Source organism: Klebsiella sp. 64 (genome assembly GCF_018223915.1).
Classification (GTDB): domain Bacteria; phylum Pseudomonadota; class Gammaproteobacteria; order Enterobacterales; family Enterobacteriaceae; genus Klebsiella; species Klebsiella pneumoniae.
The window spans coordinates 1-26,354 of record NZ_JAGRQZ010000036.1; the positions used below are offsets into that span (position 1 = coordinate 1).

24 protein-coding genes, 1 tRNA gene and 1 pseudogene are annotated in these 26,354 nt (G+C 57.7%); 19 read left to right on the top strand and 7 right to left on the bottom strand.

Annotated features, from left to right (window positions below; all coding sequences use genetic code 11):
- Both KHQ23_RS22265 and KHQ23_RS26420 read left to right on the top strand, forming a co-directional pair.
- The coding region (locus KHQ23_RS22265) for a hypothetical protein (protein ID WP_211776930.1) at positions 1–989 on the top strand (989 nt) is incomplete at its 5' end.
- Between the two features lie 87 nt (positions 990–1,076).
- Positions 1,077–1,256 (top strand): annotated as a pseudogene (locus tag KHQ23_RS26420) (hypothetical protein); the annotation flags it as partial.
- Between the two features lie 174 nt (positions 1,257–1,430).
- Here KHQ23_RS26420 and KHQ23_RS22270 read toward each other — a convergent pair.
- The 3 genes from KHQ23_RS22270 to KHQ23_RS22280 form a co-directional block, all read right to left on the bottom strand.
- Positions 1,431–2,591, bottom strand: a complete 1,161-nt coding sequence (locus tag KHQ23_RS22270) for a tyrosine-type recombinase/integrase (RefSeq protein WP_047693700.1) — start codon at positions 2,589–2,591, stop codon at positions 1,431–1,433.
- A gap of 164 nt (positions 2,592–2,755) precedes the next feature.
- A tRNA-Arg gene (locus tag KHQ23_RS22275) sits at positions 2,756–2,827 on the bottom strand.
- Positions 2,828–2,916: 89 nt separating this feature from the next.
- A complete protein-coding gene (locus tag KHQ23_RS22280) occupies positions 2,917–3,846 on the bottom strand; it encodes a formate/nitrite transporter family protein (protein WP_004899603.1) in 930 nt (309 codons plus the stop codon).
- A 289-nt stretch (positions 3,847–4,135) separates the two neighbouring features.
- On the opposite strand from KHQ23_RS22280, the gene mlaA reads away from it, so the two are divergent.
- Complete coding sequence (gene mlaA, locus KHQ23_RS22285; RefSeq protein ID WP_002913362.1) at positions 4,136–4,897, top strand: phospholipid-binding lipoprotein MlaA; 762 nt, start codon at positions 4,136–4,138, stop codon at positions 4,895–4,897.
- A 61-nt stretch (positions 4,898–4,958) separates the two neighbouring features.
- Here mlaA and fadL read toward each other — a convergent pair whose 3' ends face one another.
- Complete coding sequence (gene fadL / locus KHQ23_RS22290; RefSeq protein ID WP_002913360.1) at positions 4,959–6,281, bottom strand: long-chain fatty acid transporter FadL; 1,323 nt, start codon at positions 6,279–6,281, stop codon at positions 4,959–4,961.
- A gap of 373 nt (positions 6,282–6,654) precedes the next feature.
- Here fadL and KHQ23_RS22295 point away from each other — a divergent pair, with 373 nt between their 5' ends.
- From KHQ23_RS22295 to sixA, 4 genes are all read left to right on the top strand, one after another.
- Positions 6,655–6,939: a YfcZ/YiiS family protein gene (locus tag KHQ23_RS22295; protein ID WP_002913359.1), complete on the top strand. Its 285-nt coding sequence runs from the start codon at positions 6,655–6,657 to the stop codon at positions 6,937–6,939.
- Between the two features lie 159 nt (positions 6,940–7,098).
- Positions 7,099–8,409, top strand: a complete 1,311-nt coding sequence (fadI, locus tag KHQ23_RS22300) for an acetyl-CoA C-acyltransferase FadI (protein ID WP_032421606.1) — start codon at positions 7,099–7,101, stop codon at positions 8,407–8,409.
- Positions 8,409–10,553, top strand: a complete 2,145-nt coding sequence (fadJ, locus tag KHQ23_RS22305; protein WP_023282886.1) for a fatty acid oxidation complex subunit alpha FadJ — start codon at positions 8,409–8,411, stop codon at positions 10,551–10,553. The genes fadI and fadJ overlap by 1 nt, the downstream gene beginning before the upstream one ends.
- A gap of 209 nt (positions 10,554–10,762) precedes the next feature.
- Complete coding sequence (gene sixA / locus KHQ23_RS22310) at positions 10,763–11,248, top strand: phosphohistidine phosphatase SixA (RefSeq protein ID WP_002913355.1); 486 nt, start codon at positions 10,763–10,765, stop codon at positions 11,246–11,248.
- A gap of 20 nt (positions 11,249–11,268) precedes the next feature.
- Here the strand turns inward: sixA and smrB are convergent, their stop codons facing one another.
- Positions 11,269–11,820, bottom strand: coding sequence for an endonuclease SmrB (gene smrB / locus KHQ23_RS22315; protein ID WP_002913348.1), 552 nt, complete (start codon positions 11,818–11,820; stop codon positions 11,269–11,271).
- 167 nt (positions 11,821–11,987) lie between these two features.
- On the opposite strand from smrB, the gene prmB reads away from it, so the two are divergent.
- From prmB to KHQ23_RS22345, 6 genes are read left to right on the top strand one after another with little or no spacing between them, the layout of a single operon-like run.
- Positions 11,988–12,920 (top strand): 50S ribosomal protein L3 N(5)-glutamine methyltransferase, encoded by a 933-nt coding sequence (gene prmB / locus KHQ23_RS22320; RefSeq protein WP_002913346.1) that lies wholly within the window; start codon positions 11,988–11,990, stop codon positions 12,918–12,920.
- Positions 12,921–12,961: 41 nt separating this feature from the next.
- The gene (aroC, locus tag KHQ23_RS22325; protein ID WP_002913342.1) at positions 12,962–14,047 is read left to right on the top strand and encodes a chorismate synthase; all 1,086 of its coding nucleotides are present in this window, start codon (positions 12,962–12,964) and stop codon (positions 14,045–14,047) included.
- A 2-nt stretch (positions 14,048–14,049) separates the two neighbouring features.
- Complete coding sequence (mepA, locus tag KHQ23_RS22330; protein WP_004174960.1) at positions 14,050–14,874, top strand: penicillin-insensitive murein endopeptidase; 825 nt, start codon at positions 14,050–14,052, stop codon at positions 14,872–14,874.
- On the top strand, positions 14,874–15,683 hold the full coding sequence (locus tag KHQ23_RS22335) for a sulfite exporter TauE/SafE family protein (RefSeq protein ID WP_002913340.1): 810 nt from the start codon (positions 14,874–14,876) through the stop codon (positions 15,681–15,683). The genes mepA and KHQ23_RS22335 overlap by 1 nt, the downstream gene beginning before the upstream one ends.
- Positions 15,683–16,231, top strand: a complete 549-nt coding sequence (locus tag KHQ23_RS22340; protein ID WP_002913339.1) for an elongation factor P hydroxylase — start codon at positions 15,683–15,685, stop codon at positions 16,229–16,231. Before KHQ23_RS22335 ends, KHQ23_RS22340 begins: the two co-directional genes overlap by 1 nt.
- A gap of 31 nt (positions 16,232–16,262) precedes the next feature.
- Complete coding sequence (locus tag KHQ23_RS22345) at positions 16,263–16,544, top strand: YfcL family protein (RefSeq protein ID WP_002913338.1); 282 nt, start codon at positions 16,263–16,265, stop codon at positions 16,542–16,544.
- Positions 16,545–16,605: 61 nt separating this feature from the next.
- On the opposite strand, the gene mnmC is transcribed toward KHQ23_RS22345, so the two are convergent.
- Complete coding sequence (mnmC, locus tag KHQ23_RS22350) at positions 16,606–18,594, bottom strand: bifunctional tRNA (5-methylaminomethyl-2-thiouridine)(34)-methyltransferase MnmD/FAD-dependent 5-carboxymethylaminomethyl-2-thiouridine(34) oxidoreductase MnmC (RefSeq protein ID WP_032421699.1); 1,989 nt, start codon at positions 18,592–18,594, stop codon at positions 16,606–16,608.
- A 158-nt stretch (positions 18,595–18,752) separates the two neighbouring features.
- Here mnmC and fabB point away from each other — a divergent pair, with 158 nt between their 5' ends.
- Both fabB and KHQ23_RS22360 read left to right on the top strand, forming a co-directional pair.
- Positions 18,753–19,973: a beta-ketoacyl-ACP synthase I gene (gene fabB / locus KHQ23_RS22355; RefSeq protein WP_002913291.1), complete on the top strand. Its 1,221-nt coding sequence runs from the start codon at positions 18,753–18,755 to the stop codon at positions 19,971–19,973.
- A gap of 209 nt (positions 19,974–20,182) precedes the next feature.
- Positions 20,183–21,358, top strand: coding sequence for an MFS transporter (locus KHQ23_RS22360; RefSeq protein ID WP_004149211.1), 1,176 nt, complete (start codon positions 20,183–20,185; stop codon positions 21,356–21,358).
- An 86-nt stretch (positions 21,359–21,444) separates the two neighbouring features.
- Here KHQ23_RS22360 and flk read toward each other — a convergent pair whose 3' ends face one another.
- Positions 21,445–22,422 carry a flagella biosynthesis regulator Flk gene (gene flk / locus KHQ23_RS22365; RefSeq protein WP_004899591.1) on the bottom strand — a complete coding sequence of 326 codons (978 nt, stop codon included), beginning with the start codon at positions 22,420–22,422 and terminating at the stop codon, positions 21,445–21,447.
- Between the two features lie 110 nt (positions 22,423–22,532).
- Between flk and pdxB the strand changes: the two genes are divergently transcribed.
- The 4 genes from pdxB to KHQ23_RS22385 all read left to right on the top strand — a co-directional run bounded on the left by pdxB (position 22,533) and on the right by KHQ23_RS22385 (position 26,244).
- Positions 22,533–23,669: a 4-phosphoerythronate dehydrogenase PdxB gene (pdxB, locus tag KHQ23_RS22370; protein WP_211776931.1), complete on the top strand. Its 1,137-nt coding sequence runs from the start codon at positions 22,533–22,535 to the stop codon at positions 23,667–23,669.
- Between the two features lie 63 nt (positions 23,670–23,732).
- Positions 23,733–24,746 (top strand): aspartate-semialdehyde dehydrogenase, encoded by a 1,014-nt coding sequence (locus KHQ23_RS22375; RefSeq protein ID WP_002913227.1) that lies wholly within the window; start codon positions 23,733–23,735, stop codon positions 24,744–24,746.
- Complete coding sequence (gene truA / locus KHQ23_RS22380; protein ID WP_015958766.1) at positions 24,746–25,558, top strand: tRNA pseudouridine(38-40) synthase TruA; 813 nt, start codon at positions 24,746–24,748, stop codon at positions 25,556–25,558. The genes KHQ23_RS22375 and truA overlap by 1 nt, the downstream gene beginning before the upstream one ends.
- A 26-nt stretch (positions 25,559–25,584) precedes the next feature.
- Positions 25,585–26,244, top strand: a complete 660-nt coding sequence (locus tag KHQ23_RS22385) for a DedA family protein (RefSeq protein WP_002913221.1) — start codon at positions 25,585–25,587, stop codon at positions 26,242–26,244.
- The last annotated feature ends 110 nt before the right edge of the window (positions 26,245–26,354 follow it).

Sequence of the window (26,354 nt, forward strand, 5' to 3'; positions counted from 1 at the left end):
GGAACTTGTTCGCACCTTCCTTAGGTTTAGAGAACCTTAGCCCCACGGACTCGGCGTATGGGGCTTACATCTCCTCTCCCGGCTTCTCTGATGCTAACGGCACGATGGACGCCGGGGCGGTTGGAAATCTTCATGTTTCAGGTAGATTAACAAACCCTGGCTCGACCGGGCGGCTTATCGCTCAGTCCGGCAATATTGACAAGATTTTCCTCAGCTCTCTTGATGTCACAAAAGGCGAAAACATTCTGCATCAGGCTACCAATGAGTCTGGTGTTTTAGAGATCACAAAACCCACCGAGGTCTACGCAGAAGGGCTTTCGCTTACCGAGATCACTCGTGCCATCCGTGCACTGGGGCAGGTCGATGTGTTCATGGGGGCCAACAAGCTAAACGTGGCCAGCACCACGCCACCGCTTCTAGCCGATGCCTCTACAGCGGTATTAACGATCAACGGGAATGTGGTAACGAACGCATCTGCAGTCGCGACAAAATCCAGTTCCGCGGCAAAGGTTTACGGGAATAATACGGCACTCAAAGGAGATGTGGTTAACGTCTTCAATGGCAGGGTTGGGGACCTGATTTATAACGTAAACATCGACTATCAGTACGGTACAGGATTAATGCGCTATAACGGAAAGGAATGGGTCAAGTGCTGGGAGGACAGAGAGGTTCAAAGCCCACAGGACACAACAGCAACTGGGTACAAGCCTATCTGGTCATACGGGAGAACGTTCAAAATCCCGTCATTAACACAGAGCGTCACGTTCTATGCAGATTCAAATTCTATCGCCGGCCTTGCGGTTGGTGACAGAGTCGTTTTCTCGATAACCCAGGATGCAACTGGTGGAAGAAATGTTTCATGGGACAGCGCATTCAAATTCCCGGTAGCATGGAGCAATACGGGTAACACTGCCGGGAAAACCACCTCGATTGAGTTCATGTTCGATGGCACGTATTTCTGGGCGACTATGGCAAATGCGTGGGTGTAATTGATTTGAATATACATTATCTTGATGTGGGGAGGGTGTGAGACTAAAAAACTCACTTTGATAGGATAATCAATTAAAAATCACAATAAAGGTAGTCAGGTTCTTATCCAGCACGGCGGCGGGACGGAGCTTGCCACGTTGAGAGGGAGGGCGCTGATTACTGAAGACGGCGAAGCGATTGAAGGCGAGGCTCTGGATGATGTCACTGTCGCCGGCGTCGTGACGCATATCATTTGTGATGTGCGAAGCGATAGCCTGGCGATTTAAACATGAAAGAGTGGTGCGCACCGTAACTACAACAAGTATGTCCGCAGTTATGGTGCGATACATTGCGGATTGAGTAAACGGCCAGTGTTCATTTCTGGATAGCTGCTCGCAGATTTTGGCATCTCAGGAGATGGCGCAGATGGAACCTGACCCTGGAAGAGTTCGCGTAATGGCTTACTCGCCTTCGCGTCCATCGATGTAATCAGCCCACCACTGCATCATCTCCCTGCGTTTATCCAGATACTGAGCATGGTTGTAAATTCCACGGATTGACCCGCTGGCGGTGTGCGCGAGTTGTTTTTCAATCGCGTCCGCTGGCCAGCCATGCTCATTCATTATTGTGCTGAACTGATGGCGGAATCCGTGCCCGCTCGCCAGCCCCTCATAGCCAATCTGCCTGATAACTAATAATACGGCATTCTCGCTGATGGGCTTTTTCTTATCATTCCGCCCGGCGAACACAAAAGAGGAAACGGGGCTTGTGATCGGTTTGAGAGTATTCAGGAGATTTATTACCTGATCTGACATCGGAACCACATGGACACGGCGCCCCTTCATTACTTCTTCGTCGATGGTTATCATCCTGTTTTCAAAGTCGACGTTTTCCCATTGCATAGAACGGAGTTCTTTTGTACGCAGCGCAGTATATTGCAAAATCTGTGTGGCAATTTTCGAAATAATACTTCCGGAAAAGCCAGATAGTGCATTATTGAATGCTGGTATCTGATCGGCAGGAAGGAAAGGGTAGTTTTTCTTTCTGTATCCCTTCATGGCATCAGCAAGGTCAGGAGCCGGATTATATTTGGCCCTGCCTGTAACAATCGCATACCTGAATACCTCACCACATCTTCTTCTGGCTTTATTTGCCCTCTCCATTGCCCCGCGCTCTTCAAACCTCCGGATCACCTCCAGTATCTGCATCGGCTCAATATCCTGTATTTCCAGATACCCGATCATTGGCAGAATATCGTCACGGAACATGCGAGAAAGTTCATCCGCATATCCTTCTGACCAAACCTGCCGCTTGTGGTCGTACCATTCATGATAAATAGCTGAAAATGAATTGTCCTTCACAGACAACTTTTTGGCCTTAACCGGATCGACCCCGACAGAAACATCCTTCCTTGCAGTCCACGCTTTATCCCTGGCTTCCTGCAATGACATGAGAGGGTATTTTCCCACAGTCAGCACCTTCTCTTTGCCGTCGAGCTTATAGCGCAACTGCCACACCTTTTTGCCAGACACCGGAACGTACAGGTACAGGCCATTGCTGTCGAGCATTCGGTAGGGTTTGTCTTTAGGCTTGGCGGCCTCTATCTGCTTAACAGTGAGCATGGGTAAAATTCCGGTGGGTAAAGTTGTTTTACTCGTTTTTTACCCGCCAAAAGGCGCGGTTGTCAACGGTCTGAGGCGAACTACCGCGAACAGAGATTTTATGAGAGGCTTGATACTGGCGGGATTCGGCGGACTATGACGGATTGCGGCGAACTCGAAACAAGTGCCCCCTGCAGGAATCGAACCTGCAACTAGCCCTTAGGAGGGGCTCGTTATATCCATTTAACTAAGGGGACAAGGCGGCACGAGTATAGCGTTTTTTGCCCGCCTGAGTAAGAGCCATACCGTCTGACTGCTTAAACCCTCGCCACTCAGGGCGCTTTTTTTATGTCCGGTCGGCCTTTTTCCCTTTCTCCGCCGCCTGGGCGCGGGCTTCCGCTTTTCGCTTGCTGCTCATATCGTTACGGATCTGCGCATGGCTCAGCAGCGCGAAGATGAAGGTCCCGCCACAGATATTTCCCGCCAGGGTCGGCAGGGCGAACGGCCAGATAAAGTCGCTCCAGGGCAGATTTCCATTAAACACCAGATAAAGGATCTCGACCGAGCCCACTACTATATGGGTGGTATCCGCCAGGGCGATAAGCCAGGTCATGAGAATAATCACCACGATTTTGGCGGCGCCGGCGACAGGAAACATCCAGACCATGGTGGCGACCAGCCAGCCGGAAATAATCGCATTGGCGAACATCTCTGTCGGACTGTTTTTCATTACGTCTTCGGCGATGCTGACAAAGGCCTGACGGGTTGGCTCATCAAAAATAGGCATATAATTGAAGGCCCATGCGGCCACCGCGGTACCGATGAGATTGCCCGCCAGCACCACCGACCATAGCCGCATCAGCAAACCGACGTTACCGAGGGTGGGATTATGCATCACCGGCAGAACGGCGGTGACCGTATTTTCAGTGAACAGCTGCTGGCGGGCCATAATTACGATAATAAAGCCGAAGGTGTAGCCGAGGTTTTCCAGCAAAAAACCGCCCGGGATCCCCTCCAGTTTGACGTGAAAAATTCCCTTCGCCAGCAGGGAGGCCCCCATCGACAGGCCGGCCGCAATCGCTGACCATAGCAGGGCCAGCGCATCGCGCTCCATCTCTTTTTCCCCTTCCTGGCGAATATGTTCATGGATCGCCATCGCCCGCGAGGGAAGGCGATCTTCATTTACTTCGATCTCTTCACCACGCTGATTTTCCTCACTTTCCACTTCTCTTTCGTCATCCTCTGCCTTTAATTTGTTATTGTCTAGTTCATCCATTTCGTGGCCCTCGCTATCAATCTGTATAGTTATAGCGTAGCGGCTTTCCCTGCCGTCTGGCTGGGCATACTCTGAAATCGCAAAAATGGTAACGTCAGATTTTTGTTGCTCCGGTAGAATAGGAGCCCCGCGATTTCGTTATTCCCAGGCTAAGATCAAATCAACAACTTGGGTGATATAGACATCGTTCAACGTGCTGTTACAATCGCTCACATCTTTACGGGCGGAAGCGTTGTCTTTCCGTCATGGATGGCAACTCGCGATAGCCATAAAAACCAGGGAGACATCTATGAATTATCGCCTGTCGGCGCTTGCGCTTGGCGCCACATTGCTGGTGGGATGTGCCAGTTCCAGCTCTGGCGATCGGCCGCAGGGGCGCTCAGACCCGTTAGAAGGGTTTAACCGCACGATGTTTAACTTCAACTTTAACGTGGTTGATCCTTACGTGCTTCGCCCCGTCGCGGTGGCATGGCGCGACTACGTCCCACAGCCGGCGCGCAACGGGTTAAGCAATTTTACCAGTAACCTGGAAGAGCCGGCCGTGATGGTGAACTACTTCCTGCAGGGCGACCCCTATAAAGGTATGGTGCATTTTACCCGCTTCTTCCTGAACACCATTCTCGGTATGGGTGGGCTTATCGATGTGGCCGGGATGGCGAATCCGCAGCTACAGCGGGTTGAGCCACATCGTTTCGGCAGTACGCTTGGGCATTATGGCGTTGGCTATGGCCCGTATGTTCAGTTGCCGTTCTATGGAAGCTTTACCCTGCGCGACGAAGGCGGCGATATGGCCGATGGCTTGTATCCGGTGCTCTCCTGGCTGACCTGGCCGATGTCGATCGGTAAATGGGCGGTGGAAGGGATTGAGACACGTGCTCAGCTGCTGGATTCCGACGGCCTGCTGCGCCAGTCTTCCGACCCTTACATTCTGATGCGTGAAGCCTACTTCCAGCGTCATGACTTTATCGCCAACGGCGGTAAGCTGACCCCGGCGGACAACCCGAATGCTCAGGCTATTCAGGATGAGCTGAAGGATATCGATTCACAGTGATCGGCGAATGATAAAAAAAGGGTGAACATAATGTTCACCCTTTTTTGTGGCGCGCTGCTTATCAGAAGCGGTAGTTGAAGTTAGCGCCGTACAGCCAGGCGGTTCCTTCGGAACGGAAGGTATACGGGCCTTCCTTAATTTCAACATGCTGCCCGTGCATGTATGAAACGCCGACGTCAACCGAGGCATCTTTATTGAACGCGTAGGTGGTACCCGCGCTCAGCCACAGGCGATCCTGGTCCGGAATAGAGATAGAGCGGTTATTAGCCGGCACCGGGCTGTCATCGAAGGCGATACCGGTACGGAAGGTCCAGTTATCGTCATAATAATAGGTGGTCCCCAGCGCAAGACGATAGGCGTCCTTGAAGCCTTCCTCTTTATAGAACAGCGTCTGGCCGTTGCTGCCGGTGGCTTTCAGCTCCTGGAACTGACTCCAGCTGGTGTAGGTCAGGCTATAGTGGACCGCCCACTGCGGCGCCACGCGGTTATAGCCGGACAGCTCCCACATTTCCGGCAGGTTAAGGGTTAGCGAACCATTTGTCGTCTGGCCGCTGGTGCCCGCCGGCAGGCCGAAGTTGCCGAGGATCTGGTTATAGGCCGCCGGCAGGCTGCTGCGGTAGTTACCGTCGAAGTCGATCTTGACCTCAGAACGGTAGGTTAAACCGTAGCGGTTATTCTTATCCAGCTCATAGAGGATCCCGGCGTTCCAGCCGAAGCCCCACGCGTTGCCATTAAGATGGGCGATCTGCGTGTCGGCCGGGATCTTCGCTACCTGGCCCGCCAGCGCCGGCGGCAGCGCGCCAGAGCCTGCGACAATCTGCCCCAGATCGCCTGCATAGCGCTCGATCTTCGCCTTGGCGTAGACCGCGTCAAAGCCTAAGCCGAAGCTCCAGTTGCTGTCGAGGCGGTAGGCGCCGCTCAGGTTGAAGTTCGCGGTGGTCAGGTCGGTTTTACCGCCCATGCTGCCGGCCGCATAATCATCGTTATACTCTGTTGCCAGACCATAGTTAGAGGTGATAGACGCCCCCCAACCAAATTGGTCGTTAATCGGCGCGACAAAGTGGAAGTTGGGCACCCACGCCGTCGGGGCGATATTGTCTGCTTTCAGGCTCTTGCCGGTGGGAGAGGTGCCCGAAACATTAACGCCCGGGTCGACAAACACGGCGCCCGCCGACATGGTCGGGCGGTCAAACATCATAATTAATGCCGGGTTACGACTGGCATTACCAGCATCGTCAGCGATCGCCCCTTCACCGGAATAGGCACGACCCAGCCCCGATGCAGAGAATTCGTTGAGCTGGAAGCCTGCTGACCAGGCCTGGGTGGAAACAAGTGCGACAGCCACTGCAAGGGCAGATTGGGTAAAGCGGGTTTTCTGGCTCATGCCCATAACCTCATTGAGTTATTTTTTTTTAAACTATGTTACATGCCGTAACAGAAGCGCGGGAGTGTAGGGTCTGCGGTACAACCAAGAAATCAGACCAGTGCGCTGAGTATAGGTCTGACCAGATGATTTGTTGCAAGTATGTTTATGAAGTTTTTCAATTGTGATAACAGAAACGCGATCCAGCTGGCAAAAATCTCGGAGAGAGCAAGGGGGACAGAAGGGGATTTTTGTTTTAGATCATTTTTAAGTGTGATTTCTGTCACTTAACGCCGGCAGAGCGATTCTCGGCTGGAGGCTCACCGGGGACAGGGCGTAAAATAGGCACATCATTTTTCTGGCACCGAAGGTGCATCTCCAGAGGAAATCTACGATGAGTAAATGTAGCGCTGATGAAACCCCGGTTTGCTGCTGTATGGATGTTGGCACGATTGTTGACAACACCGACTGCACCGCCTCCTACAGCCGCGTATTCGCCAACCGCGCTGAAGCCGAGCAAACGCTCGCCGCGTTAAGCGAAAAAGCCCGCAATGTCGAATCTGAGCCGTGCCAAATTAACCCAACCTTCACTGACGTTGACGGCGGTGTGCAGCTGGATATCGATTTTGTTTTCAGCTGCGAAGCAGAATCCCTGATCTTCCAGCTGGGCTTACGTTAATCCTTCCCCCTCGACGCCCCTGATTAGGGGCGTTTCCTTTTCTTTTCACTGTGTTTTGGCTCGCAATTTTGCGCTTCTCCGATTGGCTTAATGTAAAAAATTAGTTAAGAATGTTATCAGGTCAGACCACTTGGTTGTCTTGGTTAACAGGGGAGTGTTATGAGTCAGGCATTACCGCTTATCACCCGTCAGGGCGATCGCATTGCCATTGTCACGGGGCTACGCACGCCATTTTCTCGTCAGGCTACGGCTTTTCATGGCGTTCCGGCCATTGATTTAGGAAAAATGGTGGTTGGCGAGATGCTGGCGCGCAGCGACATTCCTGCCGAAGTCATCGAGCAACTGGTCTTTGGCCAGGTGGTGCAGATGCCGGAAGCGCCGAACATCGCCCGGGAAATTGTGCTGGGTACCGGCATGAGCGTACATACCGACGCCTATAGCGTCAGCCGCGCCTGCGCCACCAGTTTCCAGGCCGTGGCGAACGTCGCTGAAAGCCTGATGGCCGGCACCATCCGCGCCGGTATTGCCGGCGGCGCCGACTCCTCCTCTGTCCTGCCCATTGGGGTCAGTAAAACGCTGGCCCGCACGCTAGTGGATGCCAATAAGGCACGCACGCTGAGCCAAAAGCTGAAGCTGTTTTCCCGTCTGCGGCCACGCGACCTGCTGCCGGTCCCCCCGGCGGTGGCTGAATATTCAACCGGATTGCGGATGGGCGATACCGCCGAGCAGATGGCGAAAAGCTGGGGGATCTCCCGCGAGCAACAGGATGCCCTGGCGCATCGTTCGCACCAGCTGGCAGCGAAAGCCTGGGAAGAGGGTAAACTGTCCGCAGAGGTGATGACCGCCTATGCTCCCCCTTTCCGCGAACCGCTCGAGCAGGACAACAATATTCGTAAAAATTCAACGCTCGCAGATTATCAGAAGTTACGCCCGGCCTTTGACCGCAAACATGGCACCGTCACCGCTGCCAACAGTACGCCGCTGACGGACGGCGCGGCAGCGGTGATCCTGATGACCGAGTCGCGGGCTAAAGAGCTGGGGCTGAGGCCGCTGGGCTATCTGCGCAGCTACGCCTTTACCGCCATCGACGTCTGGCAGGATATGCTGCTGGGGCCCGCGTGGTCCACGCCGCTGGCGCTGGAGCGCGCTGGCCTGACGCTGGCGGATCTCACGCTTATCGATATGCACGAAGCTTTCGCCGCGCAGACGCTGGCCAATCTCCAGTGTCTGGCAAGCGACCGCTTTGCCCGCGAGGTGCTGGGCCGCTCGCAGGCCACCGGTGAGGTAGATGAAAGCAAGTTTAACGTCCTCGGCGGCTCTATCGCCTACGGTCACCCCTTCGCCGCCACCGGCGCGCGGATGATCACCCAGACGCTGCATGAGCTGCGGCGACGGGGCGGGGGATTTGGTTTGGTGACGGCCTGCGCGGCAGGCGGTCTGGGTGCGGCGATGATCGTGGAGGCTGAATAATGGATACTGTTTCCGCTTTTAAGCTTGAGGTCCGTGCGGACAAAATCGCGGTGATCACCATTGATGCCCCGGGTGAAAAAATGAATACCCTGAAAGCCGAATTTGGCAGTCAGGTACGGGGATTGATACGCCAGTTACGTGACGATAAGTCAGTGCGCGGCGTAGTATTTATCTCCGCCAAAGCGGATAACTTTATCGCCGGCGCTGATATCAACATGATTGCCCGCTGCCGCAGCGCGCAGGAGGCGGAAGCGCTGGCGCGCCAGGGACAGCAGATTATGGCTGAGATCCATGGCCTGTCGATCCCGGTGATTGCCGCTATCCACGGCGCCTGCCTTGGCGGCGGTCTGGAGCTGGCGCTGGCCTGTCATGGCCGTATCTGTAGCGATGACGAAAAAACCCGACTCGGCTTGCCGGAGGTACAGCTTGGCCTGCTGCCGGGGTCCGGCGGGACGCAGCGTTTACCGCGGCTGATCGGGGTCAGCACCGCGCTGGATATGATGCTCACCGGCAAGCAGCTGCGGCCGCGGCAGGCGCTGAAGGCCGGTCTGGTGGACGAGGTGGTGCCGCAGGCGATTTTACTGCAGGCGGCGGTGGAGTTGGCGCTGAAGGGACGACCGACCAGCCGGGAGGTGCCTGTTCGTGAACGCGTACTGGCAGGGCCCCTGGGGCGCCATCTGTTATTCCAGTTTGTCGGTAAACAAACGCAGCGCAAAACGCAGGGAAATTACCCGGCGGTGAAGCGAATCTTGCAGGTCGTCGAGAATGGTCTGGCCCATGGCTGCAGCAGCGGATACGCTGAAGAGGCGCGCGCATTTGGCGAACTGGCGATGAGCCCGCAGTCGCAGGCGCTGCGATCGATCTTCTTTGCCAGTACCGATCTGAAAAAAGACCCTGGCGCCGAGGCGGGCCCCGGTTCGCTGAGAAGCGTTGCAGTACTGGGCGGTGGCTTGATGGGCGGGGGGATCGCCTATGTGACCGCCTGTAAGGGTGGGCTGCCGGTGCGGATTAAAGATATCCAGCCGCGTGGCATCAACCACGCCTTAAAGTACAGCTGGGATCTGCTGAATAAACAGGTTCGTCAGCGTCGACTGCGCCCAGTGGAGCGCGATCGTCAGATGGCGCTGATCTCCGGCACTACCGACTATCAGGGCTTTGCTCATCGCGATGTGGTGATCGAGGCGGTATTTGAAGACCTGGCTCTCAAACAGCGGATGGTCAGCGAAGTGGAACAATACGGCGGGCCGCAGACCATCTTTGCGTCGAATACCTCATCGTTGCCAATCGGCGATATTGCCGCTCACGCCAGCCGCCCGGGGCAGGTAATCGGCCTGCATTTTTTCAGTCCGGTGGAAAAAATGCCGCTGGTTGAGGTGATCCCGCACAAGGGAACCGACCCGCAGACTATCGCCACCGTGGTGCAGCTGGCTAAACGGCAGGGGAAAACGCCGATTGTTGTCGCAGATAAAGCGGGGTTCTATGTGAATCGTATCCTCGCGCCGTATATCAATGAAGCGATGCGCCTGCTGGTGGAAGGCGAACCGATTGAAGTCATTGATAACGCGTTGGTTAAATTCGGTTTCCCGGTGGGGCCGATTCAACTGCTGGATGAGGTGGGTATCGATACCGGCACCAAAATTATCCCTGTGCTGGAGAGCGCGTTTGGAGAACGTTTTAGCCCGCCTGCAAACATCATTGACGCGATTTTGAAGGACGATCGCAAAGGCAGAAAAAATAATCGTGGTTTCTATCTTTATGAGACAAAAGGGCGTAAAAGCAAAAAACGGCCCGACCCGGCAGTCTATCCGCTGCTCGGCATCGGCCGCCCGCAGTCGCGGCTCTCCGCGCAGCAGGTGGCGGAGCGCTGTGTGATGATGATGCTTAACGAAGCGGCGCGCTGCTTTGATGAGCAGATTATCCGGAGCGCGCGCGATGGCGATATCGGCGCCGTCTTTGGTATAGGGTTTCCGCCATTTCTTGGCGGCCCGTTCCGGTATATGGATACTATCGGCGCGGGTGAAGTTGCCGCGATCCTGCAGCGCCTGGCCGCCCAGTTCGGCCCACGTTTTACACCCTGTGACACTTTATTACGCATGGCCGAACAGGGGACCACCTTTTGGCCAGCGGATGAACGGCTGACCTAAGTTGTGGTCAAAGAAGGTAAATCCGGCTGCGGACGACGCTGTTGATTGGCTGTTTTGTAAACAATGATTGACTATACTTACGCCATTGAGGTAAAAAACAGCGTTTCATTCGTGGAATGGATCAGGCACAATGCCCGGCCACCGGGTCACCTGCGTATTGTCTTCGCAGGCCAAACTACGGTGCTTCTGGTTAACAAAAGCGGTGCAATATGCAAGTTTTTATTATGCGTCACGGCGACGCTGCCCTCGATGCAGCCAGTGACTCGGTTCGTCCATTAACCGTATGCGGTTGTGATGAGTCTCGTCAGATGGCAACCTGGCTGAAAGGTCAAAAAGTGGATATTGAGCGCGTTCTTGTCAGTCCCTATCTGCGTGCGGAACAGACGCTGGATATTGTTGGGGAGTGCATGAACCTGCCGAAACATGTCGACGTGATGCCGGAGCTCACGCCGTGCGGTGATGTGGGAATGGTGAGCGCCTATCTGCAGGCGCTGGCGAATGAAGGCGTGGCGACGGCGCTGGTTGTCTCCCACCTGCCGCTGGTGGGGTATCTGGTCTCAGAGCTGTGTCCGGGGGAAACGCCCCCGATGTTCACCACCTCGGCTATCGCCTGCGTGACGCTGGATGCCGACGGCAAAGGTGAGTTCCTCTGGCAGAAAAGCCCCTGCAACCTCAAGATGGCCAACGCCATCTGACGGCCCCCCGGAGCCCGCCGTTACGGCAGCTCCGGCGGTTGCCACTCCTCGACCTCAATCAATATCAGCAGTGCGGCGTCACCGCCGTACTCTTTTGGTGCCTGGTGAAACGCCATAATATGCGGATGTTGCGCCAGCCACAGCGGGGTTTGCTGTTTGAGGATGTGTTTCCCGTGCCCGTGCATCACGCAGGCGCAAAACACATGCTCGCGGCGGCAGGCGGCAATTAGCGCGCCCAGCTCCTGTTTGGCCTGCTGCTGGGTAAGCCCATGCAGATCGAGGAACAGCTCCGGCGAATAATCTCCACGGCGCAGCTTTTTCAGCTCGAAATGGCTGACGTCGGGGCGGACATATTTCGTCGAGCCTTCGGTATTCAGTAGCGGTTGAAACTCATCGGAAAAATAGTGGCTGTTATCGACCTGTTCCTGCAGCAAACGCTTAGGAGCAACCTCGGTAATTTTCTTGCGCTGCGGGCGGTGAACAATAGTGTCCTGTTTGATCTTCCGCGTGCCGGTCATCAGCTGACGGAACAGCGCCTGATCCTCCTCGCTAAGCGATGTCTTCTTTTTCATTGTCCGCTCTCATTCATACTTTGCGCTAGTTTACCCGACTCAATATCCCTTCGGGCAAGGAAAACCTGTTTTTTCCCCCGCCCCTTATCGCAAGAATGCTGATTTATCGCCGTCTTCATGGCACACTAGCCGCCGAATTTATAGCAGAGTGTGCCCTGGAGGATGTCGTGGATAAAATTTTTGTTGATGAGGCAGTCAATGAGCTGCATACCATTCAGGACATGCTGCGCTGGGCGGTAAGCCGTTTCAGCGCTGCTAATATCTGGTACGGTCACGGGACTGATAACCCGTGGGACGAGGCGGTACAGCTGGTGCTGCCTTCACTGTATCTGCCGCTGGATATCCCGGAAGACATGCGCACTGCGCGCCTGACCTCCAGCGAGAAACACCGCATTGTAGAGCGGGTGATTCGCCGCGTGAACGAGCGTATTCCCGTCGCCTATCTGACCAACAAAGCATGGTTCTGCGGGCATGAGTTTTACGTTGATGAGCGGGTGCTGGTGCCGCGCTCCCCGATTGGCGAACTGATCAATAACCAGTTTGCCGGACTGATTAACCATAAGCCGCAGCACATCCTTGATATGTGCACCGGTAGCGGCTGCATTGCCATCGCCTGCGCCTATGCCTTCCCGGAAGCGGAAGTCGATGCGGTAGATATCTCCCCGGACGCGCTGGCCGTCGCCGAGCACAACGTTGAGTCCCACGGCCTGATCCATCACGTTACGCCGATCCGTTCCGATCTGTTCCGCGATCTGCCGAAGCTGCAGTACGATCTGATCGTCACCAATCCGCCGTATGTCGATGAAGAGGACATGGCCGATCTGCCGGAAGAGTATGAGCATGAGCCGGTGCTGGGGCTGGCCTCCGGAAGCGACGGCCTGAAGCTAACGCGCCGTATCCTCGGCAACGCGCCGGATTATCTCAGCGACGACGGGATTCTGATTTGTGAAGTCGGTAACAGCATGGTACATCTGATGGAGCAGTATCCGGATGTGCCGTTTACCTGGCTTGAGTTTGATAACGGCGGCGACGGGGTCTTTATGCTGACCAAACAGCAGCTGATTGACGCCCGTGCGCACTTCGGTATTTATAAAGACTAAAAAAACAACACGCCAACATAACGAAAAAGATTGGAGCCGTGATGGCAGGAAATACAATTGGACAACTCTTTCGCGTCACTACCTTCGGCGAATCGCACGGTCTGGCGCTGGGCTGCATCGTTGACGGCGTGCCGCCGGGCATCCCGCTGACCGAAGCCGACCTGCAGCACGACCTCGATCGTCGTCGCCCGGGTACCTCGCGTTACACCACGCAGCGTCGCGAGCCGGATCAGGTCAAAATCCTCTCCGGCGTCTTCGAAGGCGTTACCACCGGGACCAGTATCGGTCTGCTGATTGAGAACACCGATCAGCGTTCGCAGGATTACGGCGCGATCAAAGATCTGTTCCGTCCGGGCCACGCCGATTACACCTACGAGCAAAAGTATGGTCTGCGCGACTATCGCGGCGGCGGTCGTTCTTCTGCGCGCGAAACCGCGATGCGCGTAGCGGCCGGGGCGATTGCCAAAAAATACCTTGCCGCGAAGTTCGGCATCGTCATTCGCGGCTGCCTGACGCAGATGGGCGATATTCCGCTGGCCATCAAAGATTGGGATCAGGTTGAGCAGAACCCCTTCTTCTGTCCGGACCCGGATAAAATCGACGCCCTGGATGAACTGATGCGCGGCCTGAAAAAAGAGGGCGACTCCATTGGCGCGAAAGTGACGGTAGTGGCTGACGGCGTACCGCCAGGCCTCGGTGAGCCGGTCTTCGACCGCCTGGATGCCGATATCGCCCACGCGCTGATGAGCATCAACGCCGTGAAAGGGGTGGAAATTGGCGACGGCTTCGAGGTGGTGAAGCTGCGCGGCAGCGAAAACCGCGATGAGATCACCAAAGCCGGGTTCCAGAGCAACCACGCCGGCGGCATTCTTGGCGGCATCAGCAGCGGCCAGCAGATCGTTGCCAACATCGCGCTGAAGCCTACCTCCAGTATTACCGTTCCCGGTCATACGATTAACCGCTTTGGCGAAGAAGTGGAGATGATCACCAAAGGGCGTCACGATCCGTGCGTCGGCATCCGCGCCGTACCGATCGCTGAGGCGATGCTGGCGATCGTTCTGATGGATCACTTTATGCGTCAGCGCGCGCAGAATGGCGACGTGACGACGACAATTCCACGCTGGTAACCATGAAAAACACCGTTATCGCACTGCTTGCGCTGTTGGCTAGCGCCGGTAGCCTGGCCGCCACGCCATGGCAGAAAATAACCCAACCGATCGGCGGCAGCGCCCAGTCAATCGGCGCGTTTTCCAATGGCTGTATCGTTGGCGCCGAGGCGCTCCCCCTGAGTGCCCCCGGCTATCAGGTGATGCGTACCGATCAGCGTCGCTACTTCGGTCATCCGGATCTGGTTCAGTTTATTCAGCGCCTGAGTAATCAGGTGCACAATAAAGGAATGGGAACCGTGCTGATTGGCGACATGGGGATGCCGGCGGGCGGGCGCTTTAACGGCGGGCACGCCAGCCACCAGACGGGCCTCGATGTCGATATCTTCCTTCAGCTGCCGCAAACGCGCTGGACATCGTCCCAGCTGTTGAAGCCGCAGGCGCTGGACCTGGTCGCCAGCGATGGCAAGCATGTGGTGCCGTCGCTATGGAGCCCGCAAATCAGCCAGCTTATCAAGCTGGCGGCGGAAGATAGCGAAGTTACCCGCATCTTCGTCAACCCGGCGATTAAACAGCAGCTGTGCCTGGACGCGGGCAGCGACCGCCAGTGGCTGCGTAAAGTCCGTCCCTGGTTCCAGCATCGCGCTCATATGCACGTCCGACTGCGTTGCCCGGCGGGAAGTCTGGAGTGCGAGGATCAGGCGCCGCCGCCGCCCGGCGATGGCTGCGGAGCGGAGCTGCAGAGCTGGTTCGAACCACCTAAACCCGGGTCTACCCCCCCTGTGAAGAAGACGCCGCCGCCGCTGCCGCCTTCCTGCCAGGCGCTACTGGATGAGCATGTGCTGTAATGGATAGTTTTATCGAGTTGTTTGCCGTATCGCCGCTGGTGCTGGTGGTACTCTTCTTTGTCGCCATCCTGGCCGGTTTTATTGACTCACTGGCGGGAGGCGGGGGCTTATTGACTGTCCCTGCGCTGATGGCGGCCGGCATGCCGCCAGCCCAGGCGCTGGCGACCAATAAGCTGCAGGCCTGCGGCGGGTCGCTATCGGCGACCCTCTATTTTGTCCGCCGCAAGGTGGTTAATCTGGCCGATCAGAAGCTGAATATTCTGATGACCTTTATCGGCTCAACCGCCGGAGCGCTGCTGGTGCAGCACGTGCAATCCGATATTCTGAAGCAGATCCTGCCGTTGCTGGTGATTGGCATCGGCCTTTATTTCCTGCTGATGCCGAAACTGGGCGAAGCCGACCGGCAGCGTCGGCTTTACGGTCTGCCGTTTGCGCTGGTCGCCGGCGGTAGCGTAGGGTTTTACGATGGCTTTTTCGGCCCCGGCGCCGGTTCGTTTTACGCCCTGGCTTTTGTCACTCTGGCCGGGTTTAACCTTGCCAAGTCGACGGCCCATGCCAAGCTGCTGAACGCCACCTCAAACGTCGGCGGCCTGCTGCTGTTTATCATCGGTGGAAAGGTTATCTGGGCCACCGGCTTTGTGATGATGGCCGGCCAGTTTATTGGCGCCCGCGCCGGGTCCCGGCTGGTGCTGAGTAAAGGGCAGTCGCTGATCCGGCCGATGATCGTTATCGTCTCGGCGGTGATGAGCGCGAAACTTCTTTATGACAGCCACGGGGCTGAGATTTTGCAGTGGTTGGGAATTCATTAATGCAACAGCAACACCATTATCAGCAGCTGATAGACCTTTTCGACAGCTGCTTTGCCGAAGAATTTAATACCCGCCTGATTAAAGGCGACGATGAGCCGATCTACCTTCCGGCTGACGATGAAACGCCCTATCACCGTATCGTGTTTGCGCACGGATTTTTTGCCAGCGCCCTGCACGAGATCTCTCACTGGTGTGTCGCCGGCAAGGCGCGTCGCGAACAAGTAGATTTTGGCTACTGGTACTGCCCGGACGGCCGCGATGCGATGACCCAAAGCCAGTTTGAGGATGTCGAGGTGAAACCGCAGGCCTTTGAGTGGCTGTTCTGCGTGGCGGCGGGATTTCCGTTTAACGTCAGCTGTGACAATCTGGAAGGGGACGTTGAGCCCGATCGCATCGCCTTCCAGCGCCGGGTGCATGCTCGGGTGATGACTTTACTTGAACAAGGGATCCCCGAACGTCCGGCGCGCTTTATTCGCGCGTTACAACACTATTATCAAACGCCGCCATTGACGGCGAAACACTTTCCGTGGCCGGAAGACCTGCACTAAGGCCGCACATTACATGACAAGAGGTAAGATGATGATCGCGGAGTTTGAATCACGCATTCTGGCGCTGATTGACAACATGGTAGACCACGCCAGTGATGATGAACTGTTTGCCGGCGGTTATCTGCGCGGCCACCTGACGCTGGCGGTGGCTGAGCTGGAAGGTGAGGGCGAGCATTCTGCTGACGCGGTACACAGCAGAGTTAGCCAGAGCCTGGAGAAAGCCATCAGCGCTGGCGAACTGTCGCCGCCGGACCAAATTCTGGTGCAGGGGATGTGGCATAACCTGTATCAACAGGCGAAAAATCAGGCCTGAGCCATGTTGTAGCCCGGGTCAGGCGTCAGCCGTACCCGGGAAATTGCCTGCCCTCATGGTTTTATTTCACCGCTTTTCCCTTCAGCAGTTTTCTCACCCACAGCCGATTCGGATTCAGCGCCGCCAGGGTGTCGCTATCCAGCGGCAGCGGTTCCGCGCTCATTTGCGCCGCCAGCAGCTCAGCGCTTAACGGCGCGGTGCAAAGTCCGCGCGACCCGAGCGCGCCAAGCATAAACAGGTTACGACAGACCGGCGCGCTATCGGCGATATCCGGTTGTTCGTGGAGGCTGGCGTATTGCGTCAATGTTGCCGCGTAGTCCGGCACGTTGCCGACCATCGGTAGATGATCGCGGGTGGCGCAGCGCACGCCGCAGCGAGCGTCGTTGGCGCTGATATCCACGTCCTGTGGCCACTCCGCGCCCGGGAAGCAGTCGATCAGCCGTTGCCGGTTGTGCTGCTGATCTTCTTCGCTGAAGGTGGTGTCGGTTTTCCCGCGGTGGTAGCTGGCGCCAATGCAGTGCTGCTGATTTTGCGGATTCTGTGGCGTCAGGTAGCCGTCGTAGCACAGCACCTGGCGCAGGGCGGCAAGCCGCGGGGTGGTGGGAATATGGCTGACCTGGCCGCCAACCGGGTAGACCGGCAGTTGGGCTGTTTGCGCAAAACCAGTGATGCGGTGGCCGTTCGCCAGAACCACCGCCTGATGATAGCGCTGCTGATTGAGCAGCCAGCCATCGCCCTCCGCGCTGAGCGTTTCGACGGGATAACCATAGTGCACGTGCAGTCCGCGCGTGGCCGCCAGCGCCAGCAGCTCGGCGGTGAGCTGCTGCGGGCACAGCCAGCCGCCGGCCGGATAGGTGATGCCGCCGCAGCCGGTATCGACGCCGGTCAGCCCGGCAACCTGTTCCGCCGTCACCGCGCAGGTGATGTCCGGGGGTAAATTCAGCGCCAGCATCTGGGCGATTTTATGCGCGCTTTTCTCATCCCAGCCGAGCTGGGTAACACCGCACCATTGGTGATCGAACATCACCGGCAGCGCGTCATACATTCGGCGGGCGAAGGTAAACGCGGCCGGAAAAAAGCGCGCCAGCGCCGGATCGTGCTGACTTAACAGCGGATACAGCGCGCCCTGGCGATTGCCGGAGGCGCCCTGCGCTGGAGCCTCATCGGCGCAGTAAAGGGTCACCTGCCAGCCGCGGCGCAGCAGCGCCAGGGAGAGCAGGGCGCTGGCGATCCCGCCGCCGATGATGGCCGCCTCGCGGGCATCGCTGCTACTGCGAGCGAACCAGGGGGCGCGCGCAGGAAAGCTCAGCGTTTGCGCCATCTCGCCGGTCAGCATCTCCCGCTTGCGGCCGAAGCCTTTGCTTTTACGCATGGTAAAGCCGGCCTCCTGCAGGCCACGGCGGACAAAACCGGCGGAGGTAAAGGTGGCCAGCGTCCCGCCGGGTCGCGCCAGGCGCGCCATGGCGCTGAACAGATCCTGAGTCCACATGTCGGGATTTTTCGCCGGGGCAAAGCCGTCAAGAAACCAGGCGTCCACTTGCTGGTTCAGCGAATCATCCAGCTCCCTGGTCAGCTCATTGATATCGCCAAACCACAGATCGAGCGTCACCCGCCCGCCGTCGAGCAGCAGACGATGGCACCCGCCGAAGGCCGACGGCCATTGCGCCTGCAGCTGCTGCGCCCACGGAGCCAGCTCTGGCCAGCGCTGGTGCGCCAGGCGGAGATCCTCAGCCTTCAGCGGATATTTTTCAAAACTGATGAAATGTAACCTTTGCAAGGTAACGTCCGGGTTATCACGAACAAAAACGTCAAACGCCTGCCAGAGGGTGAGGAAATTGAGCCCGGTGCCGAAGCCGCTCTCCGCGACGATCATCAGCGGGCGAGGGTGGCTAGGGAAGCGCTCCGGCAGGCGATTTCCGCCGAGAAAAACGTAGCGAGTCTCTTCCAGACCGTTGTCATTGGAAAAGTAAACATCGTCGAAATCTCGGGAAACAGGTGTACCCTCAGCGTTGAATTCCAGGTTGGCGGGTTGTATGGCGTTTTGTTTCACGTAAGTTACTCGAATCACAAGGCGTAGCACGATCTTAACGATGTGTGCCTGAGGGCGCAAATTTATACACAAAATGTCTGATCGGACTTGTTCGGCGTACAAGTGTACGCTATTGTGCGACACGAAACTTAAAATAGTGCGACTTACAGAGGTATTTAATGAAACGTGCAGTGATTACTGGCTTGGGCATCGTTTCCAGCATCGGTAATAACCAGCAGGAAGTCCTGGCATCTCTGCGTGAAGGACGTTCAGGGATCACTTTCTCTCAGGAGCTTAAAGATTCAGGGATGCGCAGCCACGTATGGGGCAACGTCAAACTGGATACCACTGGCCTCATTGACCGCAAAGTAGTGCGCTTTATGAGCGACGCCTCCATCTATGCTTACCTGTCCATGGAACAGGCTGTTGCCGACGCAGGTCTGGCGCCTGAAGCATATCAGAATAACCCGCGTGTCGGCCTGATCGCAGGCTCCGGCGGCGGTTCCCCGAAATTCCAGGTCTTCGGCGCCGATGCCATGCGTAGCCCGCGTGGTCTGAAAGCCGTGGGCCCGTATGTGGTCACCAAAGCGATGGCTTCCGGCGTTTCCGCCTGCCTCGCTACGCCGTTCAAAATTCACGGCGTTAACTACTCCATCAGCTCGGCCTGCGCCACTTCCGCCCACTGTATTGGTAACGCGGTAGAGCAGATCCAGCTGGGCAAACAGGACATCGTCTTTGCCGGCGGCGGCGAAGAGCTGTGCTGGGAAATGGCCTGCGAATTCGACGCCATGGGCGCGCTGTCCACTAAATACAACGACACCCCGGAAAAAGCGTCCCGTACCTATGATGCTAACCGTGACGGCTTCGTTATCGCCGGCGGCGGCGGTATGGTCGTGGTGGAAGAGCTGGAACACGCCCTGGCGCGTGGCGCGCACATCTACGCCGAAATCGTCGGCTATGGCGCGACCTCCGATGGCGCGGACATGGTCGCCCCGTCTGGTGAAGGCGCAGTGCGCTGCATGCAGATGGCGATGCATGGCGTTGATACGCCGATCGACTATCTGAACTCCCACGGTACCTCCACTCCGGTCGGCGACGTGAAAGAGCTGGGCGCCATCCGCGAAGTATTCGGCGACAACAGCCCGGCTATTTCGGCAACTAAAGCGATGACCGGCCACTCGCTGGGCGCGGCGGGCGTACAGGAAGCCATTTACTCCCTGCTGATGCTGGAGCACGGCTTTATCGCGCCGAGCATCAACGTTGAAGAGCTCGACGAGCAGGCTGCCGGCCTGAACATCGTCACCAAACCGACGGACGCTAAGCTGACCACCGTAATGTCCAACAGCTTCGGCTTCGGCGGCACCAACGCCACGCTGGTGATGCGTAAATACAACGCCTAATCAGCATGTGATGCGCAAAGGGGAGCCACCGGCTCCCCTTTTTTGTCATCTTGACAGGGTAAGAGCCCGCAGGCACACTGCTCGCGGATCCATTAGTCTCTCCACTAATGCGTAAGCGTTTAACGTCAACCAACGCGCCTTAACCCTGATAATCAGGTGGAGGGGGCGTGTCGCTTTGCTCGCCTTACTCTGCGAATCTGGAGTAATGCATGTCCGCAGTTACTGAAACAACATCCAATTCTTCGGCGAATTTTTCGCTTTTCCGTATTACGTTTGCCGTCTTTTTGACCTATATGACCGTTGGGTTGCCGCTGCCGGTGATCCCACTCTTTGTCCATCAGGAGCTGGGATTTGGCAACACCGTGGTTGGCGTGGCGGTAGGGATCCAGTTCCTCGCCACCGTTCTGACCCGGGGGTACGCCGGACGTCTGGCAGACCAGTACGGCGCTAAACGTTCCGTCCTGCAGGGGATGCTGGCCTGCGCCCTGGCGGGCGCGGCATGGCTGGCCGCTGCGCTGCTGCCGCTGCCGGTGCTCGCCAGGCTCGGCCTGCTGCTGCTGGGCCGCTTGATCCTCGGGTTTGGCGAAAGCCAGCTGCTGACCGGAAACCTGAGCTGGGGGATGGGCCTGGTGGGACCGGCCCGTTCCGGCAAAGTGATGTCATGGAACGGCATGGCGATGTACGGCTCGCTGGCGGTGGGCGCCCCGCTGGGATTATTGATCTATAGCCATTTTGGCGTGGCGGTGCTGGCCTGTGTCACCATGGGACTACCGCTCGTCGCCTGGCTTATTAACGGTACCGTGCGCAAAGTGGCGGCCCACGGAGGCGAGCGGCCTTCACTCTGGAGCGTCATCGGCATGATCTGGCGCCCGGGCATTGGCCTGGGCCTGCAGGGTGTCGGCTTTGCGGTGATCGGCACCTTCGTCTCCCTCTATTTCGCCAGCCATAGCTGGCCAATGGCCGGCTTTACCCTGACGGCGTTTGGTGGCGCCTTTGTGCTGATGCGAGTGCTGTTCGGCTGGATGCCGGATCGGTTTGGCGGCGTTAAGGTGGCGATGGTCTCGCTGCTGATAGAGGCGGTTGGTCTGACGCTGCTGGGACTGGCGCCGAATGCCTGGCTGGCGCTGGCCGGTGCGGCGCTGACCGGGTGCGGCTGTTCGCTTATTTTCCCCTCACTTGGCGTGGAAGTAGTGAAGCGCGTCCCGGCGCAGGTGCGCGGCACCGCGCTCGGCGGCTATGCGGCCTTTCAGGACATCTCCTATGGCCTGACCGGGCCGCTGACCGGCCTGCTGGCGACCTCGCTGGGCTACTCGTCGGTGTTCCTTGCCGGCGCCCTCTGCGCGGCGCTGGGGATCCTCGTCACCCTTATCTCATTTCGCCGCTAGGTTATTGTCCGGTCTGAAATCGCTGTAGGAAACACCGCGGCGTTTGGCATGAAAGGGAGCCGCAAACGCCGCCGGTGGCTGCTGGGCTACAGCAGGAACCACAGCACAAGGAGCAGGACAACCGCGCCCAGCGCCAGCTGCCACGGCTTAGCGCTCCACGTCCGCCTGGCGACAGGCTCCTCTTGCGGGATGGCCAGCGTCTCCTGGGCGCGGGCCACCCGCAGCACAAACACCTTGTTCAGCAGCGCCAGGATCTGCGCCGGGCTCAGCGTGGTCCGCGGCGTGACCTGCCAGCTGCGACGGGCAAAGTCGACAATTGTCTGCCACTCCGCGGCCTCCAGCGGCTGCTTGAGCGCTCCCTGCAGCGAGGTGAGCGTCGGCGCGCTTTGCGCACTCAGCGTTTGCCGCGCCTGCAGCCAGTACGAAAGCGGCAGGAAGTGCGTCGCCGGGATCAGCTCCCCGGACTTGACGCCGCAAAGCTCCAGCATGGATTGCCAAATCAGCTTGCTTGGTTCGCCGGTGGCGGCCGCCAGCTTAGTCACCAGCTGATTGAGCGTATTATGCTCGGCTGGCAACAGCGGGCGCAGGGTCGGCGGGCGCTGCTGCGGCTGCGGGATCGACAGCTGGCCATGCTGCAGCAGATGCAGAATGGTCTCCAGCTGCGTCTGGCTAAGGGCATGCAGCGCCGTTTGCCCATAATGCTGACGAATATAATCGCTCACCGCCTGGCGGTTATTGCCCTGACCGAGCAGATCGCTGAGCTGCGCTAAGGTCTGGCGATGATGATGATTATCCTGAGCGGCGGCTAAGCGCTGGTTGAGACTGGCCTCCGCGGCGCTGAAATGGCAGGCCAGCAGGGGCGAGTCGCCTTTCAGTCCGAGGTCATGTTTGACGCAGGCCCACACTTCCGCGTTCTGCTGCGAGGTCAGCGCCACCAGGCGCGTGATCAGTCGCTCCAGAACGGTGCGTTGCTGCATGGAAAGCGAAGGTTCGCCGGTGGCGGCAGTGCCTGATGGGCCTCGCCCTGGAGGACGGTCTGGCATATCAGCAAGGGGGTGCGTCATGATTCATCCTTTCGATATCGCGGTGCTGGAACCAGGTGATGAGTATGCCTGGCGGCCAGATTATGGCACACTTCCCCAGTTAACTCTCGTTCTCAGACAGGTACTGAACTGTGAAAATCCTCGTTGATGAAAATATGCCCTATGCCCGTGAGCTTTTTAGCCGTTTAGGCGACGTGCAGGCGATCCCAGGCCGTCCGGTCCAGGCCGATGCCCTGACCGATGCGGATGCCCTAATGGTGCGCTCGGTCACCCGGGTCAATGAAGCATTGCTCGCCGGCAAGGCCATTAAGTTCGTCGGTACCGCTACCGCCGGCACCGATCACGTCGATCAGGCGTGGCTGCAGCAGGCGGGGATTGGTTTCTCTGCGGCGCCCGGCTGTAACGCCATTGCGGTGGTAGAGTACGTCTTTTCATCGCTGCTGATGCTGGCTGAACGCGACGGCTTTGCACTGCGCGATCGCACCGTCGGGATCGTCGGCGTCGGTAACGTTGGCGGGCGACTGCAAAAGCGCCTGGAAGCGTTGGGGATCAAAACTCTGCTCTGCGACCCACCGCGCGCCGATCGCGGCGACGAAGGTGACTTCCGCTCCCTCGAGGCGCTGGTCCAGGAAGCCGATGTCATCACCTTCCATACGCCGCTGTATAAAGAAGGGCAATATAAAACCCTGCATCTGGCGGATGAGGCGCTGATAAGCCGCCTGAAGCCTGGAACGATTTTGATCAACGCCTGCCGCGGGCCGGTGGTCGATAACGCCGCACTGCTAAAGCGGCTGGAAGCTGGTCAGCCGCTGAGTGTGGTATTGGACGTCTGGGAGCCGGAGCCGGATCTAAACGTTGAGCTTCTCAAGCGAGTGGATATCGGTACCGCGCATATCGCCGGCTACACCCTCGAAGGGAAAGCGCGCGGGACGACGCAGGTTTTTGAAGCCTACAGCGCCTTTATCGGCCATCCGCAGCAGGTAGCGCTGGACACTCTGCTGCCGGCGCCGGAATTTGGCCGCATTACCCTGCATGGACCGCTCGATCAGCCGACGCTGAAAAGACTGGTCCACTTGGTGTATGATGTGCGCCGCGATGATGCGCCGCTGCGGAAGGTGGCCGGCGTCGCCGGTGAATTCGACAAGCTGCGTAAAAATTATCAGGAACGTCGCGAATGGTCTTCGCTGTATGTGCAGTGCAGCGATGAGCAGGCGGCGACGCTGTTGCGCCAGCTCGGTTTTAACGCCGTGCATCATCCTGTTCGTTAATGTCTTCTTAATGCCCCTGCCGGATACTCCGGCGGGGCCGCTTTATTTCTGGAGTTAACCACCATGTCTGAAGGCTGGAATATTGCCGTACTGGGCGCAACGGGCGCCGTAGGCGAAGCCCTGCTCGAAACTCTTGCTGAACGCCAGTTCCCGGTAGGAGAGATTTTTGCTCTGGCGCGCAACGACAGCGCGGGCGAACATCTGCGTTTTGGTGGCAAGTCGGTGATCGTCAAAGACGCCGCCGAATTTGACTGGACCCAGGCCCAGCTGGCTTTCTTCGCCGCCGGCGTCGAAGCCAGTGCAGCGTATGTCGAAGAAGCGACCAACGCCGGGTGTCTGGTTATCGATCTCAGCGGCCTGTTTGCGCTGGAGCCGGACGTACCGCTGGTGGTGCCGGACGTGAACCCGTTCGTATTAGGCGATTACCGCAACCGCAACCTGATTGCGGTGCCTAATAGCCTGACCAGTCAGCTGTTGACGGCGCTCAAACCGCTGATCGATCAGGGCGGGTTGTCGCGTATTAGCGTCACTAACCTGCTCTCCGCCTCGGGGCAGGGGAAAAAAGCGGTGGATGCGCTGGCGGGTCAGAGCGCTAAGCTGCTGAACGGCATCCCTATCGATGAAGACGATTTCTTTGGTCGCCAGCTGGCGTTCAACATGCTGCCGCTGCTGCCGGATCGTGAAGGTAGCGTGCGCGAAGAGCGCCGGATCGTCGATGAAGCGCGCAAAATTCTTCAGGATGACGGGCTGATGATCTCCGCCAGCGTCGTTCAGTCGCCGGTCTTCTACGGCCATGCGCAGATGGTGAGCTTCGAAGCGATGCGCCCGCTGGCGGCGGAGGAGGCGCGCGACGCTTTTACCCGCGGCGAGGATATCGAACTTTCTGAAGAGGGCGAATTCCCGACCCAGGTTGGCGATGCCTCCGGCAATGCCCGCCTCTCCATCGGCTGCGTGCATAACGATTACGGTATGCCGGAGCAGATCCAGTTCTGGTCGGTAGCGGATAACGTGCGCTTCGGCGGCGCGCTGATGGCGGTGAAGATCGCCGAGAAGCTGATTGAGGAGTACCTGTACTGATGTCTGAGATGGAGCAACAGCCGATCTGTAAAATCGCGCTGGGCATCGAGTACGACGGCAGCAAATATTACGGCTGGCAGCGGCAAAACGAAGTGCGCAGCGTGCAGGAGAAGCTGGAAAAGGCGCTCTCGCAGGTGGCGAACGAACCGATTACCGTCTTTTGCGCCGGCCGCACCGACGCCGGCGTCCATGGCACCGGCCAGGTGGTGCATTTCGAAACCCGGGCGCAGCGGAAAGATGCCGCCTGGACGCTGGGGGTAAATGCGAATTTACCTGGTGACATCGCGGTGCGTTGGGTCAAACATGTACCGGCGGATTTTCACGCCCGGTTCAGCGCCACGGCGCGCCGCTATCGCTACGTCATCTATAATCATCGCCTGCGTCCGGCGGTGTTAAGTCAGGGAGTGACGCATTTTCACCAGCCGCTCGACGCCGAGCGTATGCAGCGCGCCGCGCAGTGTCTGCTGGGAGAGAATGACTTTACCTCGTTTCGCGCGGTACAGTGCCAGTCGCGTACCCCGTGGCGCAACGTGATGCATATTAACGTTACCCGCTACGGCGCGTATGTGGTGGTGGATATCAAAGCGAATGCCTTTGTACATCATATGGTCAGGAATATTGTAGGCAGCCTGATGGAGGTCGGGGCCGGAAACCAGCCGGAGAGCTGGATGGCAGAACTGCTGGCAGCAAAAGACAGGACGCTCGCTGCGGCAACGGCAAAAGCGGAAGGGTTGTATCTGGTGTCGGTGGATTACCCGGCCCACTATGATTTACCGGTGCTGCCAATGGGCCCGCTGTTTCTGGCGGACTAATAGGGTCATTAAGGGTAAAGACAAACATGGACTTGATTCACTTTTTAATTGATTTCATCCTGCATATTGATGTGCACCTTGCCGAACTGGTTGCCCAGTATGGCGTCTGGGTTTATGCCATTCTGTTTTTGATTCTGTTCTGCGAAACCGGGCTGGTGGTGACGCCATTCCTGCCGGGCGATTCCCTGCTGTTCGTCGCGGGCGCGCTCTCGGCCTTGCCAACCAACGATCTCAATGTCCACCTGATGGTACTGCTGATGGTCATCGCGGCCATCGTCGGCGATGCGGTCAACTACACCATTGGCCGGCTGTTCGGCGAAAAGCTGTTCAGCAATCCGAACTCAAAGATATTCCGTCGCAGCTATCTGGATAAAACCCACAGCTTTTACGAACGTCACGGCGGGAAAACCATTATCCTGGCGCGCTTTGTGCCGATAGTCCGAACCTTCGCGCCGTTTGTGGCGGGAATGGGGCATATGTCCTATCGTCATTTTGCAGCCTATAACGTGGTTGGGGCGCTGCTGTGGGTGCTGCTGTTCACCTATGCCGGCTATCTGTTTGGCGATTTGCCGGTGGTGCAGGAGAACCTGAAGCTGCTGATCGTGGCGATCATCGTCCTCTCCGTCCTGCCGGGCGTGATTGAGATTATTCGCCACAAGCGGGCGGCGGCGAAGCAGGCGAAGTAGTTTAGCCTGTGTTGCGCGTGGCGGTGCAGAGCGTCACGCGCAGCGGTTTGACCACTTTTTTATCCCATGTTCCGGGATGATATGATTTAATGTGCAACATTCATGGTCTG